The organism is Mycolicibacterium sp. HS_4_1, assembly GCF_054515875.1.
In genome coordinates, this window is record NZ_CM137261.1 from 1,879,571 (window position 1) to 1,893,425 (window position 13,855).

General features: G+C 66.1%; 13 protein-coding genes and 1 tRNA gene. 6 read left to right on the plus strand and 8 right to left on the minus strand.

Annotation, left to right across the window (positions count from 1 at the left end; all coding sequences use genetic code 11):
• The first annotated feature begins 15 nt into the window (after nt 1-15).
• Nucleotides 16-765, plus strand: a complete 750-nt coding sequence (locus ACX12F_RS08905) for an SDR family oxidoreductase (RefSeq protein WP_459369234.1) — start codon at nt 16-18, stop codon at nt 763-765.
• Between the two features lie 10 nt (nt 766-775).
• Here ACX12F_RS08905 and ACX12F_RS08910 read toward each other — a convergent pair whose 3' ends face one another.
• The 8 genes from ACX12F_RS08910 to aceE form a co-directional block, all read right to left on the minus strand.
• On the minus strand, nt 776-1,423 hold the full coding sequence (locus ACX12F_RS08910; RefSeq protein ID WP_459369235.1) for a dihydrofolate reductase family protein: 648 nt from the start codon (nt 1,421-1,423) through the stop codon (nt 776-778).
• Between the two features lie 115 nt (nt 1,424-1,538).
• Nucleotides 1,539-2,966, minus strand: coding sequence for an acyl-CoA carboxylase subunit beta (locus ACX12F_RS08915; RefSeq protein WP_459369236.1), 1,428 nt, complete (start codon nt 2,964-2,966; stop codon nt 1,539-1,541).
• 56 nt (nt 2,967-3,022) lie between these two features.
• Complete coding sequence (kasB, locus tag ACX12F_RS08920) at nt 3,023-4,291, minus strand: 3-oxoacyl-ACP synthase KasB (protein WP_459369237.1); 1,269 nt, start codon at nt 4,289-4,291, stop codon at nt 3,023-3,025.
• Between the two features lie 23 nt (nt 4,292-4,314).
• A complete protein-coding gene (gene kasA, locus ACX12F_RS08925; protein ID WP_459369238.1) occupies nt 4,315-5,565 on the minus strand; it encodes a 3-oxoacyl-ACP synthase KasA in 1,251 nt (416 codons plus the stop codon).
• Nucleotides 5,562-5,855: a meromycolate extension acyl carrier protein AcpM gene (gene acpM, locus ACX12F_RS08930; RefSeq protein ID WP_459369239.1), complete on the minus strand. Its 294-nt coding sequence runs from the start codon at nt 5,853-5,855 to the stop codon at nt 5,562-5,564. The genes kasA and acpM overlap by 4 nt, the downstream gene beginning before the upstream one ends.
• 75 nt (nt 5,856-5,930) lie before the next feature.
• Nucleotides 5,931-6,863: an ACP S-malonyltransferase gene (locus ACX12F_RS08935; RefSeq protein ID WP_459370281.1), complete on the minus strand. Its 933-nt coding sequence runs from the start codon at nt 6,861-6,863 to the stop codon at nt 5,931-5,933.
• Nucleotides 6,864-7,061: 198 nt separating this feature from the next.
• Complete coding sequence (locus ACX12F_RS08940) at nt 7,062-8,303, minus strand: PucR family transcriptional regulator (RefSeq protein WP_459369240.1); 1,242 nt, start codon at nt 8,301-8,303, stop codon at nt 7,062-7,064.
• Nucleotides 8,304-8,420: 117 nt separating this feature from the next.
• Nucleotides 8,421-11,216, minus strand: coding sequence for a pyruvate dehydrogenase (acetyl-transferring), homodimeric type (aceE, locus tag ACX12F_RS08945; RefSeq protein WP_459369241.1), 2,796 nt, complete (start codon nt 11,214-11,216; stop codon nt 8,421-8,423).
• Nucleotides 11,217-11,326: 110 nt separating this feature from the next.
• Here aceE and ACX12F_RS08950 point away from each other — a divergent pair, with 110 nt between their 5' ends.
• The 5 genes from ACX12F_RS08950 (at nt 11,327) to ACX12F_RS08970 (ending at nt 13,794) form a co-directional block, all read left to right on the plus strand.
• Entirely contained in the window at nt 11,327-11,908 is a 582-nt protein-coding gene (locus tag ACX12F_RS08950) for an Rv2240c family protein (RefSeq protein ID WP_459369242.1), read from the plus strand.
• Between the two features lie 154 nt (nt 11,909-12,062).
• The gene (locus ACX12F_RS08955; protein WP_459370282.1) at nt 12,063-12,449 is read left to right on the plus strand and encodes a DUF3052 domain-containing protein; all 387 of its coding nucleotides are present in this window, start codon (nt 12,063-12,065) and stop codon (nt 12,447-12,449) included.
• Nucleotides 12,450-12,606: 157 nt separating this feature from the next.
• On the plus strand, nt 12,607-13,062 hold the full coding sequence (locus ACX12F_RS08960; protein WP_459369243.1) for a peroxiredoxin: 456 nt from the start codon (nt 12,607-12,609) through the stop codon (nt 13,060-13,062).
• A 41-nt stretch (nt 13,063-13,103) separates the two neighbouring features.
• Nucleotides 13,104-13,178 (plus strand) — tRNA-Val (locus ACX12F_RS08965).
• Between the two features lie 247 nt (nt 13,179-13,425).
• Nucleotides 13,426-13,794 carry a DUF6932 family protein gene (locus tag ACX12F_RS08970; protein ID WP_459370283.1) on the plus strand — a complete coding sequence of 123 codons (369 nt, stop codon included), beginning with the start codon at nt 13,426-13,428 and terminating at the stop codon, nt 13,792-13,794.
• The last annotated feature ends 61 nt before the right edge of the window (nt 13,795-13,855 follow it).

The window sequence follows — 13,855 nt, forward strand, 5'->3', positions numbered from 1 at the left end:
GCTAGCGTGGGCCGCATGAGCAATCTCGAGGGGAAGTCAGCAGTCGTCGCCGCCGGAGCCAAGAACCTGGGCGGCCTGATCAGCACCACACTCGGCGCGCGGGGCGTCAACGTCGCGGTGCATTACAACAGTGCGGCCACCGAGGCCGACGCCGACCGGACCATCGCCGCGATCGAGTCGTCCGGTGCCAAGGCCATCAAGGTCCAGGGCGACCTCACCGTGCCGGGCAACGTGGAGAAGCTGTTCGATGCGGCCGTCGGAGCTTTCGGCGGCGTGGACATCGCCATCAACACCGTTGGCAAGGTGCTGCGCAAGCCGATCGTGGAAACCACTGAGGCCGAATATGATTCGATGTTCGACATCAACGCCAAGGCGGCGTACTTCTTCCTGCAGCAAGCCGGCCTGCGGCTGAACGACGGCGGCTCGGTGATCACCATCGTGACGGCACTGCTGGCCGCCTTCACCGACGGGTACAGCACCTACGCCGGCGCGAAGAGCCCCGTCGAGCACTTCACCCGCGCGGCGGCGAAGGAGTTTGCGGCGCGCGGGATCAATGTCAACAACGTCGGACCCGGACCCATGGACACCCCGTTCTTCTACGGCCAGGAAACCCCCGAGCGGGTGGCGTTCCACAAATCGCAGGCCATGGGGAACCGACTGACCCGCATCGAGGACATTGCCCCGCTGGTGGTGTTCCTCGCCGACGAGGGGCATTGGGTGAGCGGCCAGACCATCTTCGCCAACGGTGGCTACACCACGCGGTAGGCCCGACGGCTCAGCGGCGCCAGAAGAGGTGGTGGATGACGCCGCTGGGGCTCGGCACCACGTCGCAGTGGTACCGGTCGAGCAGCTCGTCGGGGGACTCCCAGAGTCGTGAGCCCGCGCCGAGCGTCACGCTGGGGGACACCGCGACGTGCAGGGTGTCGATGAGGTCGGCGTCGAGGAACTCCCGCACGGTCTGCGCGCCGCCACCGATGCGAACATCCTTGCCCTGCGCGGCTTCCCGGGCTTGCTCCAGCACCTCGGCCGGTGCGGCGTCGACGAAATGGAACGTGGTGTCCGACAGTGTGAATGACGGCCGTAGGTGGTGCGTCATCACGAAGACCGGGGTGTGGAATGGTGGTTCGTCGCCCCACCAGCCCTGCCAGTCGAGCCTGGCCGGGCCGCGGTAGGGGCTGAACTTGTTGGAGCCCATGATCTCTGCGCCGATGTTGTTGGAGAAGTCCCGCACCAGGTAGTCATCGAGACCGCGGCTACCACCAGCGTCGGTGCGAGTGGGCCAACTGGCGGTGGCACCGGCCCAGGAGCCGACGAGGGTCGCCGGGTCGGCATGGCCGAAGGGCCGCTCGAAACTCTGGCCGGTCCCCGCGCCGAAGCCGTCGGCCGACACACAGAAGTTCTGTACTTTCACCAGTTGCGTCATGGTTGTACAGACTTCCATCGTCGACAGAATTCATCGCCCACAAACGGCGAATGGCCAGTTATCGCACGAAATCCCGAAGAATGCGTGCGATAACTGGCCATTCGGCCGCTATCAATTACAGCGCGATGTTCTTGTGGCGACCACGGCGGGCCGGGGCCTCGGCGAGGGCCTGCGTGATCTTCGACCGGGTGTGGGCCGGGTCGATCTTCTCGTCGACCACGCCGATCTCGATGGCCGAGTCGACGCCACCGGCGATGCGCTCGTGTTCGAGGGCGAGTTCCTCATGGAGGGCTTCGCGTTCCGCGGCATCTTCGACAGCGGCCAGCTTGCGCTTGTGGAGGATGCCGACGGCAGCCTTGGCGCCCATGACGGCGACCTCGGCGTCCGGCCAGGCGAAGACCTTCGACGCACCGAGCGACCGCGAGTTCATCGCGATGTAGGCGCCGCCGTAGATCTTGCGGGTCACCAGGGTGACGCGGGGGACCTCGGCCTCACCGAACGCGTGCAGCAGCTTGGCGCCGCGACGCACCACGCCGCCCCACTCCTGGTCCACACCGGGCAGGTAGCCGGGCACGTCCACCAGGACAACCAGCGGGATGCCGAAGGCGTCGCACAGGCGCACGAAACGTGCTGCCTTCTCGGCGCTTTCGGAGTTCAGGCAGCCGCCCAGGCGCAGCGGGTTGTTGGCGATGACGCCGACGGAGCGACCGGCGAGGCGCCCCAGGCCGACCACGATGGACGGCGCCCACTTGGACTGGAACTCTTCGAAGGGCACGCCCTCGTCGAGCAGGGCCTCGACGATCGGGTGCACGTCGTAGGCACGTCGTGCCGACTCGGGCATGAGGGCACGGATGTCGGTGTCGCCGGCCTCGGCCTTGGTGCGGTCGAAATGACCCTGCTGGCAGAAGAGGCCGACCAGGCGACGGCCGCGCTCGTAGGCGTCCAGCTCGTCGTCGGCGACGATATGGCACACGCCCGACTTCTTGTGGTGGGTTTCGGGGCCACCGAGCGAGACCATGTCGACGTCCTCACCGGTGACGCTGCGGACCACGTCGGGGCCGGTGACGAAGACGCGACCCTCGGGGGCCATGACGATGACATCGGTCAGCGCCGGGCCGTAGGCGGCACCACCGGCGGCGAAGCCGACGACCAGCGAGATCTGGGGGATGTAGCCCGAGGCCCGGATCATGGCCTCGAAGACCAGCCCCACGGCGTGCAGCGCGCGCACGCCCTCTGCCAGCCGGGCGCCACCGGAGTGCCAGATACCCACGATGGGGGCCTGCTCGTCGATGGCGGTGTCGTAGGCACGGACGATGTGCGCGCAGCCGTCGACGCCCATGGCGCCACCCATGACGGTGCCGTCCGTGGCGAACGCGATGGTGTGCACACCGTTGACGGTGCCGGAGGCGGCCAGGACGCCCGACTTGTCGCGCTCGTGCAGCGGCTTCACGCTGCCCGGGTCGAAGAAGGTCTGCAGGCGCAGCAGCGGGTCGCGAGGATCAAGTGATTCGGCGGCCGTCGCCTCAGGTGCCAGGGTCGTCATTTTCTAATCTCCTTGATCTCGCATCCCGAGGACTGCGCTGGATTTTCCGGGGTTGCTCAGTACCGGCCGAAGGCGAGCGCGACGTTGTGACCGCCGAACCCGAACGAGTTGTTGATTGCGTACTTGTATTCGCCCTGTCGCGGAGCCTTGGAGACCACGTCCAGATCGATCTCCGGGTCCAGGTTTTCCAGGTTCAGTGTGGGCGGGATGACGCCGTCGCGCAGTGCGAGCACGGTGAGAATGGATTCCACCGCACCGACCGCGCCCACCGAGTGGCCCAGCGCCGACTTGGGGGCGTACACCGCGGGCCGGTGGCCCTTCATGGCGTTGTTGATGGCCACGCCCTCGGCGACGTCACCGACGCTGGTGCCCGTCGCGTGTGCGTTGACGTGGTCGATGTCAGAAGGAACGAGCCCTGCCAGTTCTATGGCCCGGGTCATGGCGTAGCCGGCCTGTTCACCGTTGGGGTCCGGGGCCACGATGTGGTAGCCGTCCGAAGTCACGCTGGCACCCATGAGGCGGGCCAGGATGTTGGCGCCGCGGGCCTTCGCGTGTTCCTCGGTCTCCAGCACCAGCATGGCGCCGCCTTCACCGAACACGAAGCCGTTGCGGTCGCGGTCGAACGGGCGGCAGGCACCGGCCGGGTTGTCGTTGGTATTGGACAGCACGATGCGCATCTGGGCGAACCCGGCGATCGGCACTGCCTCGATCTTTGTTTCGACGCCACCACAGATGGCGACGTCCGCCTCGCCCAGCACCAGCTGGCGCCAGGCATTGGCGATGGCTTCCGAACCGGACGCGCAGGCGGAGATCAGGGTGGTCACCCCGGCCTTGGCCTTGCGATCCAACCCGACGGCGGCCGCCGCCCCATTGGGCATGAACATCTGCACCACCAGCGGCGACACCGCTCGTAGGCCCCGTTCACGCATGGCGTCGTAGGCGAACACCAGCTCTTCGGCGGAACCGATACCGGTGCCGATCGACACCATGAGCCGACGCGGATCAACGTCCGGCGAGCCTGCGTTTTCCCAGACTCGCCGGCCGATGACCGTCGACATTTTTTGCAGATATGACAGCCGACGCAGCTCGACGCGCGTCAGTTCACTTTCGAAATCCTCGTGCAGATGCCCACCGATGCGGACGGGAAGGTCGTACTCCTCGATGAACGGGTCATCGAGGAGACGAATCCCACTCTCTCCGTCAAGGAGCTTCTGCCACGTGGTTTCAGCGTCGGTTGCCAGCGCAGTCGTCATGGCTATGCCCGTGACGACCACGTTGGGGAGACCATTCCCCGTAGACAACCCTCGTGTGGTTACCCCTGCCATTACTGCTCCAATGTCCCTTCGACTTAATAGCGCCCAAAGGCCAGGGCGACATTGTGTCCACCGAACCCGAACGAGTTGTTGATGGCGTACTTGTAGTCGCCATACCGCGGCTCGCCCGCAACCACATCGAGATCAATCTCGGAGTCCGGTGTCTCGTAGTTCAGCGTCGGGGGGATGACCCCGTCGCGCAACGCGAGGACCGTCAACACCGACTCCAGCGCACCGACCGCACCGATCGAGTGACCCAGCGCAGACTTCGGCGCGTACACCGCGGCGTCCTGACATCCGGCAACCCGGATGGCATTGGCCTCGGCGGTGTCGCCGATCGGGGTGGCCGTGCCGTGGGCGTTGATGTGCGAGATGTCCTTGGGGGACAGTCCCGCGGTCTCCAACGCCCGCTTCATCGCGGCACCGGCCCGCAGGCCGTTGTCCGCCGGAGCCACCATGTGGAACGCGTCCGAGGTGATACCAGCGCCGAGCAACCGGGCGATCGGCTTGGCGCCGCGGGCCAGGGCGTGCTCTTCGGTCTCAATGATCATCATCGCGCCGGCTTCACCGAACACGAATCCGTCGCGGTCCTTGTCGAACGGCCGCGACGCGGCGGCCGGATCGTCGTTGCGGGTCGACATCGCGCGCATCATCGAGAACGCCGCGATCGGCAGCGCTTCGATGGTGCCCTCGACGCCGCCGACGACGGCGAAGTCCGCGTCACCCATGACGATCTGACGCCAGCCGTGGGCGATGGCCTCAGAACCCGACGAGCACGCCGACACCGGGGTGATGACCCCGGCACGGGCACCCAGCTCCAAGCCGGCGACCGCGGCCGCACCGTTGGGCATGATCATCTGAACGGCGAGCGGGCTGACCTTGCGGATGCCGCCCTCGTTCATGGCGTCGTAGGTCTCGACGATCTTCTCGCCACCGCCGAGACCGGTGCCGATCACGACGGCGAATCGATCGGGATCGACCTCCGGCGCGCCGGCGTTCTGCCACAACCGTCGGGCCAGCACCAGAGACAGGCGCTGCACGTACGAGTTGCGGCGCAGCTCGACGCGAGTCAACTCGCTTTCGATGTCGTCGACCAGGTGACCACCGATACGCACCGGAAGGTCCCACTTGGTGACGAAGTCGTCGGTGAGTTCGCGGATACCGCTCTCGCCTGCCAGGAGGCCCTTCCACGTGCTCTCGATATCAGCAGCGAGCGCCGTGGTTGCCTCCACGGCGGTCACCACGACGTTCGGGAAGCCTCCGTTAGCCGTGGAAGGCCTGGTCACTTCGTGAACTTATCGCGCAGTGCGGCAGCAGCCTCGGGGTTCTCTTCCTCGAGCTTCTGGATGTAGGCGACGACGTCGCCAACGGTGCGCAGGCCGGCCAGGTCCTCGTCCGGGATCTTCACGCCGTACTTGTCCTCGGTCTGGACGGCGATCTCAACCATCGACAGCGAATCGATGTCCAGGTCGTCGACGAAGGACTTCTCCGGGGTGACCTCAGACGGCTCGATACCGGTGACCTCTTCGATGATCTCGGCGAGGCCGGCGATGATTTCTTCTTGACTGGCAGCCACGATGGCTCCTTCTTTTTGTTGTGTCGGCACACCGGATTTGGTGCGCCGGGTTGGTTGTTTCGGCAAACAGCTCTGTCAGAACTCGGTGAGTGCGTCCAGGTCTGCGGGGGTCTTGATGGGATGCGTCGGCACGCCCTTGACTTCGCGCTTGGCAATGCCGGCCAGGGTGCCCGCCGGCGGGAACTCGATGATGCCGGTGATCGCCTGACCTTCCTGCGCGGCACTGAAGCGCTTCCGCATCGTTTCCGAGCACAGGTCCCAGCGCACCGGGCGGGTCATCTGGGCGACCAGCTTGGCCATGGCGTCCGCGGCGTCGGCGACCGGCTGGCCGTCGGCGTTGGACAGCAGGGTGGTGGTCGGCTCGCTGGGGGTCACGGTTGCCGCGGCAGCCGCGTACGGCTCCTGCGCCGAGCCCATGTAGTGCGTGTGGAAGGCACCGGCGGTGGCCAGCACGCGAACGCGGGCCTTGGCTGGCGGATCCTCGGCCAGCTTCTCCAGCGCCGCGACGGCACCGGCGGCGACGATCTGGCCCGCTGCGTTGCGGTTGGCCGGGACGAGTTCCAGCGCTTCGAGACGGGCCAGTACCTCGGCCTCGTCGCCACCGAGCACGGCGGCCATGCCGGTGGGCTCGGTGGCGCAGGCCTTGGCCATCTCGGCGCCGCGGGTGGCGGCGAGCTTGATGGCCTCGTCGGCGGAGATGACGCCGGCGATGGCGTAGGCGGCGATCTCGCCGACGGAGTGGCCCGCGACGATCGTGGTGGCGCCGGCCAACAGGCCGCGCTTGGTCAGTTCTTCGTGCGCGAGCAGCGTGGCCGCGACGACCAGCGGCTGGGTCACCGCGGTGTCGGTGATCTCCTCGGCGGTCGCGGTGGTGCCGAGCTGGGCCAGATCGAGGCCGCTGATCTCGGACCAGGTGGCCAGCCGGTCAGCAGCGCCGGGCAGCTCCAACCAAGGGGTGAGCATGCCGGGCGTCTGAGATCCCTGCCCGGGGGCAAGCAGCGCAAGCACAGGTGTTTGGGGCACGGATTAAGAAAACACTGTGAAGCGGGTTTTATGCCGTGTAAGAGATTATGAACCTCGTCTTAAAGTTTTGTGGAATGTCTACAAAAACGCACGTTATGCAACGTTGCCGAGACCTCGCTGCGACGTGGATCACTCTGCGGTCGCGTTAGTTACTGCTGGGTAGGCCGCTTCTGTAGGCCCTGATCAGGCGGTTTGCGAGTTGGCTTGAGGCGCCTGACGGTGCAATCGACCGACCGTCGAGGCCACGCGAAGCACATACGCATCCCTGGGCACCATCGGATCGCGGCCGGTGAAGTCGGCGATGCGGCGGAGTCGGTAGCGGACGGTGTTTGGATGAACGAACAATTTGCGGGCGCACGCTTCTATGGCGCCGCCGGCATCGAGGTAGGCGTCGAGCGTCTCAGAAAGCGCCGGACCCGCGTCTGCCAGCGGCCGGACGACCTCTAGCTCCAGCGCGGCAACGGCCGAGCGGTCGCCGAGCAGCGCGCGTTCGGGCAGTAGCTCGCGGGCGGGGACGGGGCGTGGCGCGCCGGTCCAACCGCCCACCGCATTCATTCCCGCGATTGCTTCGGTGGCGCTGTAGTGGGCGGCCGCCAGCGTCGCGGCCATCGGCCCGATCACCACCGGGCCGTCGGCGAACACGGCCATCAACTCGCCCAGGAATCGGTCGGTGGGCGCGATGGGGCCGGACACGATGGCCACCAGCCAGGTGCCGTGCACGTCGGACAGCGCGACGCGGCCGTGCCGGCTGGCGACGTCGTGCACGTCCTCGCCGGCCAGGTCGGCGCGGTCGGGCTGGGGATACCCCACGACGACGGTCGCGGGGGCGGTCGCGTCCCAGTTCAGCGCCGCGGCCTGCGACTGCAGGCTGGTGCCGACGTCGCCGCGCACCACGGCGTCGACGACGTTGGCTTCCATTCGGGTATCCCAGGCGCCGCGGGCCTCGGCCTGGTCGGCATAGGCGCTGGCCGCCGCGAAGGCCAGATCGCGGCTGTATCGCAGGATGCCGGCGGTCAGTGCGGTCAGCTGCTCTTCGGTGCGGGCCAGGAGCGGCACGACTTCCTCGAAGAACTCCATCGTGGTCCGCACCATCTCCACCGATTGCCGCAGCGCAATCCGGCGTCGGAGGTCCTGGGGCACCACTTCGAAGGCTTCTGCGGTGTAGCTGACGTCGCTGTTCGGGTCACGCATCCACTCGACGAAGTTGACGACGGCGGTCTGCACCACCAGGTGGACGCTGGCCCGCTGGGACGCTTCGAGCTCGGCGAAGAACGGCAGGCGCTCCTCCAGTGCGTGCACCGCTTGGGTGGCCAACGTGCCGGAGTACTGCTTGAGGCGGCGCAGCACGGTGTCCGGCACGTTCTCCAGCACCTCGAGGGTGGACTTGGGCGGGACGAACCGCTTGCCGGGCGTATTGTCGGGCACTTCTAAAAGCTACGCCTGAATTCTGGAGATTTCTGCCAACTGGCTACGCCGAGATGACGGTTTCTGACGTGTATCGGGCAATTTTCGTCAGAAACCGTCATGTCGGCGCATGTATGCCTACGCGCTGCCGGTGTCCGCGAATGAGACCTCGGCCGCCGAGACGTCGTCGATCCGGTACTGCTTGGCCGCCGCGATGGCCACCGACGGGTCGATCTCGCCGTCCCGAGCCAGCGCCTCCAGCACCGCCACCACCACCGACTCGGCGTCGGTATTGAAGTAGCGACGGGCCGCCGGGCGGGTGTCGGAGAAGCCGAACCCGTCGGTGCCCAGCGTCACGTAGGTGTTCGGCACCCAGGGACGGATCTGCTCGGGCACCGCGCGCATCCAGTCCGACACCGCGACGACGGGGCCTGCGGTGTTCGCGAGCTTGGCGGTCACGTACGGCACGCCGGCCTGCTGGTCGGGGTGCCGCAGCGCGTGCCGGTCGATGGCCACGCCATCGCGGTTCAGCTCGCCCCAGCTGGTAACCGACCATACGTCGGCGGCCACGTCCCAGTCCGCGGACAGCATGTCCGCGGCCCGCAGCGCCTCGGGCATTGCGACACCCGAGGCCAGGATCTGCGCCGTGCTCGAGCGCTTGTCCGTCGCGGCGCGGTAGCGGTACATGCCGCGCAAAACGCCCTCGGGATCGAAGTTCTCGGGCTCGGCCGGCTGGGCATACGGCTCGTTGTAGATGGTGATGTAGAAGTAGACGTTCTCCGAGTTCTCGCCGTACATACGCTCGAGGCCGTTCTCGATGATGTACGCGATCTCGTAGGCGAACGCCGGGTCGTACGCCACCACCGCGGGGTTGGTCGAAGCCAGCAGCAGTGAATGGCCGTCCGCGTGTTGTAGGCCCTCGCCGGTGAGCGTCGTGCGCCCGGCCGTGGCGCCCAGCACGAAGCCGCGCCCCATCTGGTCGGCCGCCGCCCAGAACCCGTCGCCGGTGCGCTGGAACCCGAACATCGAATAGAAGATGTAAATCGGGATCATCGGCAGGTCATGCGTGGCATACGACGTCGACACCGCGGTGAACGACGCCGTCGACCCCGCCTCATTGATGCCCTCGTGCAGGATCTGGCCGATTTCACTTTCCTTGTACGCCAACATCAAATCGGCGTCCACGGCGGTGTACAGCTGGCCGTTTCGGTTGTAGATCTTCAGGCTGGGGAACCACGAGTCCATCCCGAACGTGCGGGCCTCGTCGGGGATGATCGGCACGATGCGCGGCCCGATGTTCTTGTCCCGCAACAGTTCTTTGAAGGTACGGACCGTAGCCATGGTGGTGGCTACAGCCTGGTTGCCCGAACCCTTCTTGAGCGACTTGTAGACCTCGCGGCCCGGCAGCGGCAGCGGCTTGGCCTTGGTGCGCCGCTCCGGCAGGAAACCGCCGAGCGACCGGCGCCGGTCCAGCATGTACCGGATTTCCGGTGACTCGGAACCCGGGTGGTAGTACGGCGGCAGGTACGGGTTCTCTTCCAGCTGGGCGTCGGTGATCGGCACCCGCGTGGCGTCGCGGAATTTCTTGAGGTCGTCGAGCGCCAGCTTCTTCATCTGGTGCGTGGCGTTGCGGCCCTCGAAGTGGCTGCCCAGGGTGTAGCCCTTGATGGTCTTGGCCAGGATCACCGTCGGCTGGCCCTTGTGCTCCATGGCCGCGCGGTAGGCGGCATACAACTTGCGGTAGTCGTGGCCGCCGCGCTTGAGGTTCCAGATCTCCTGGTCGGTCATCGACTCGACCAGGGCCTTGGTGCGCGGGTCGCGGCCGAAGAAGTGGTCGCGCACGTACGCGCCATCGTTGGCCTTGTAGGTCTGGTAGTCACCATCGGGCGTGACGTTCATCAGGTTGACCAGCGCGCCGTCCTTGTCGGCGTGCAGCAGGGCGTCCCATTCGCGGCCCCACACCACCTTGATGACGTTCCAGCCGGCGCCGCGGAAGAACGACTCCAGCTCCTGGATGATCTTGCCGTTGCCGCGGACCGGGCCGTCCAGACGCTGCAGGTTGCAGTTGACGACGAACGTCAGGTTGTCCAGCGCCTCGTTGGCGGCGACCTGGATCAGGCCACGGCTCTCGGGCTCGTCCATCTCGCCGTCGCCGAGGAACGCCCACACATGCTGGTCGCTGGTGTCCTTGAGGCCGCGGTCATGCAGATAATGGTTGAAGCGCGCCTGGTAGATGGCGTTCATCGGGCCCAAACCCATTGACACCGTGGGGAATTCCCAGAAATCAGGCATCAGGCGCGGGTGCGGGTACGACGGCAGGCCGCCGCCCAGTCCGGCGTGCGAGTGCTCCTGCCGGAAACCGTCCAAGCGGTGTTCGTCGATTCGGCCCTCGAGGAAGGCGCGGGCGTAGATGCCGGGGGAGGCGTGGCCCTGAATGAAGATCTGGTCGCCGCCGCCGGCGTGGTTCTTGCCGCGGAAGAAGTGGTTGAAGCCGACCTCGTACAGCGACGCCGACGACGCGTACGTCGAAATATGGCCGCCCACACCGACTCCCGGCCGCTGCGCGCGGTGCACCATGATCGCGGCGTTCCAGCGGATCCAGCGGCGGAAGCGGCGCTCGACCTCTTCGTCACCGGGGAACCACGGCTCCAGATCGGTGGGGATGGTGTTGACGTAGTCGGTGGACGTCAGCGCGGGAATGGACACGCGCATCTCGCGCGAGCGCTCCAGCAGCCGGAGCATCAGGTAGCGGGCACGCGCGGGCCCCGACCGACTCAACAGGTCGTCGAACGATTCCAGCCATTCGGCGGTCTCGTCTGGGTCGATGTCGGGTAGGTACGACGCGACGCCATCACGGATCACCCGGACCCGGTCGGGTTCGGCTGAGGTACTGGAGTTTTGAGCCAGGTCTTGGCGCACGAACTCAGTGGTCAACTGCCACTCCTTGGTATTCGATTTTGGGGATGCTTTTGGCACTACCCATCGTCCCCCCATCGTTGCGCAGATTAGGCGTTGGGGTGGGCTACCGGCGAGTACGCGTTCGGATGGCCCTGATTGACCTATTCACCCTGTACGGTCAGCTGATGATGACCAGCGCGGCAGGTGTCTCGCGGCTTCGCGCAGCCGCTTTGGCGTTCGGGGGCGTGGCGGTCTGCGCCATGGTGATCGTCGGCTGCAGTAAGTCCGTCGAAGGCAGTTCCACGGTCGACCAGCCCGGTGCAGCGGCGTACCGCACGTCGGTGTCGCTGTCGGCGGCCGCTTCGGCCAGTTCGAGTTCGTCGAGCGCCTCGGTGGCGGCGACCGAAGCTGCCTGCAAGGTGTTCGTCGACACCGGCAAGCCGTCGATGGAGGCGGTGAACGCCTACGTCGACGCCGAGAACGCCGGCGGTACCGACGCCGCCAAGCAGCAGGCCGCCATCGACGCACTGCACCGCGCGGCCGACTCGGTGACAAAGAGCGCGGCCACCGTACAGTCGCCCGCCCTCAAGGCGGCGCTGGCCGGCTGGGCTGCGGCGGCTCAGACGCTGGCCACGGCGATCAGCACCAATGCGTCGACCTCTGACTTTAATGCGGCGGTCGACTCGTTCAATACGGCCAAGTCGGCCACTGAGACGGCATGCTCGTAAGACACGTGCCGATCTTGTCGATCAAAGATGTGTCTTGCGTCGAATGAATCGTCGCCGCGTGCGACTATTGGGTTCCACACACACGGACTGCAAACAGGCAGGTTAGAGGAGGACACCGGTGGCCCCGGCGGACGCGCCGAACTACGCCCAGCGAATGGGCATTCATAAAAATCAGATCGTCCAGGAGTTGGGCTGGGACGAGGACACCGACGACGACATCCGCGCTGACATCGAAGATGCGTGCGGCGGAGAGCTTCTCGACGAGGATTCCGACGAAGTCGTGGACGTCGTGCTGCTGTGGTGGCGCGATGACGACGGCGACCTGGTGGACCGCTTGATGGACGCCATCACCCCGCTGGCCGACGACGGCGTGATCTGGGTGATCACTCCGAAGACCGGCAAGGGTGGCCACGTCCAGCCTGCCGAGATCGCCGAGTCGGCGCCCACCGCCGGGCTGGTGGTCACCTCGTCGGCCAACCTCGGGGACTGGATTGCCAGCCGCCTGGTGCAGCCCAAGTCGAAGGCCGCGGGCCGGCACTAGTGGTCGGCGCTCGAGTGGCGCGGTTGGGCGGTTTGGCCGAAGAGCCCGCCTCCGCGCGACAAATCCTTGGTTCGTGCGGTGCGCTCACGTCGAGTGCAACTGCACGGCGGAAAAACGCCACGTTTGTCGCCGCCCAGTTGCATTCGCGAGCCGCGTCATGATTCCTGTCGGGTCGGTCGCACCGGACTTCACCCTGAAAGACCAGCACGGCCGGGCGGTGACGCTGTCGGCGTTGCGCGGGAAGTCCGTGTTGCTGGTCTTCTTCCCGCTGGCGTTCACCCCGGTGTGTGCGGGGGAGCTGGGTGAGATTCAGGAACATCTGGACCGCTATCACAATTCGTCGGTGGAGACGTTGACCATCTCCGTCGGCCCGCCGGCCACCCACAAGGTGTGGGCCCGGGAATCGGGCTTCGAGTTCCCGATCCTCTCGGACTTCTGGCCGCACGGCGCGGTATCCCAGCTCTACGGGGTTTTCAACACCGATGCCGGGTATCCCGACCGGGGGACATTCCTGGTCGATGGGGACGGCGTGGTGCGGTTCGCCGAGTGCTCGTCACCGGGCGAGGCGCGGGACCAGTCGGTTTGGATCGACGCCCTGGATGCCATCGACTGATTTTCCCTGACCTGCCATCGGCGTGTAGCGTGCCCGAGGCGGGGCGCGTAGCTCAGTGGTAGAGCTCTGGTTTTACACACCAGCGGTCGGCGGTTCGATACCGTCCGCGCCCACCAAGACTTTCCCAGTTCAGCCGGTTGCAAGTTGCCCTATTTGCAGATTCTGAAACCCCGTTGCGTCAAGAGTGTGCCAATAGGTTTCGACTGCTAGTCCGGTGTGCTAGCGCGAACGCGGCCTGAAGTATCGCGTGTGGTGAAGTCACGTCGATCAGATATTCGTTGCCCCTTGTGACGGAGCCGTGTCGTGGAAGTGACCGCGAGGTGCCGTTCGCGCCCATACGATGCCCCGAGACTTGCAGTCTTGGTGGCACACGACGGGGGAATCTTGGCCATACCGGCACCTACAGGGCCGCACGCGACGCTTCCGCCAGGAAGGCATCTAGCGACTTTCGATGAGATCTACGAGCTATTCGTTGAGCAGGCACCATTCAAGGACGAGCGGGAGTTGATCTACGAGGCGCTGCGGTTGTACGCGAAAGTTGTCGACCAGGAGTTTAGCGACGTCACCCTGTGGATCAACGGAGGGTTCATCACACATAAGAGCTGGGCGGCGCCCAAAGATGCCGACGTAGTCGTTGATGCTCCTATTTGTGTCAAGCGGCGTGTAGCCAGTTTCTGTACTGCTCTGAGAAGGTGTCGTCGCGTTGTAGTCCGCGTTCGATGCGGGAGATGACGGTGGGCCAGACCCCGAAGTGGTTGGCTGCGGCAGTGACGGTGATGTTGTCGACGGCATC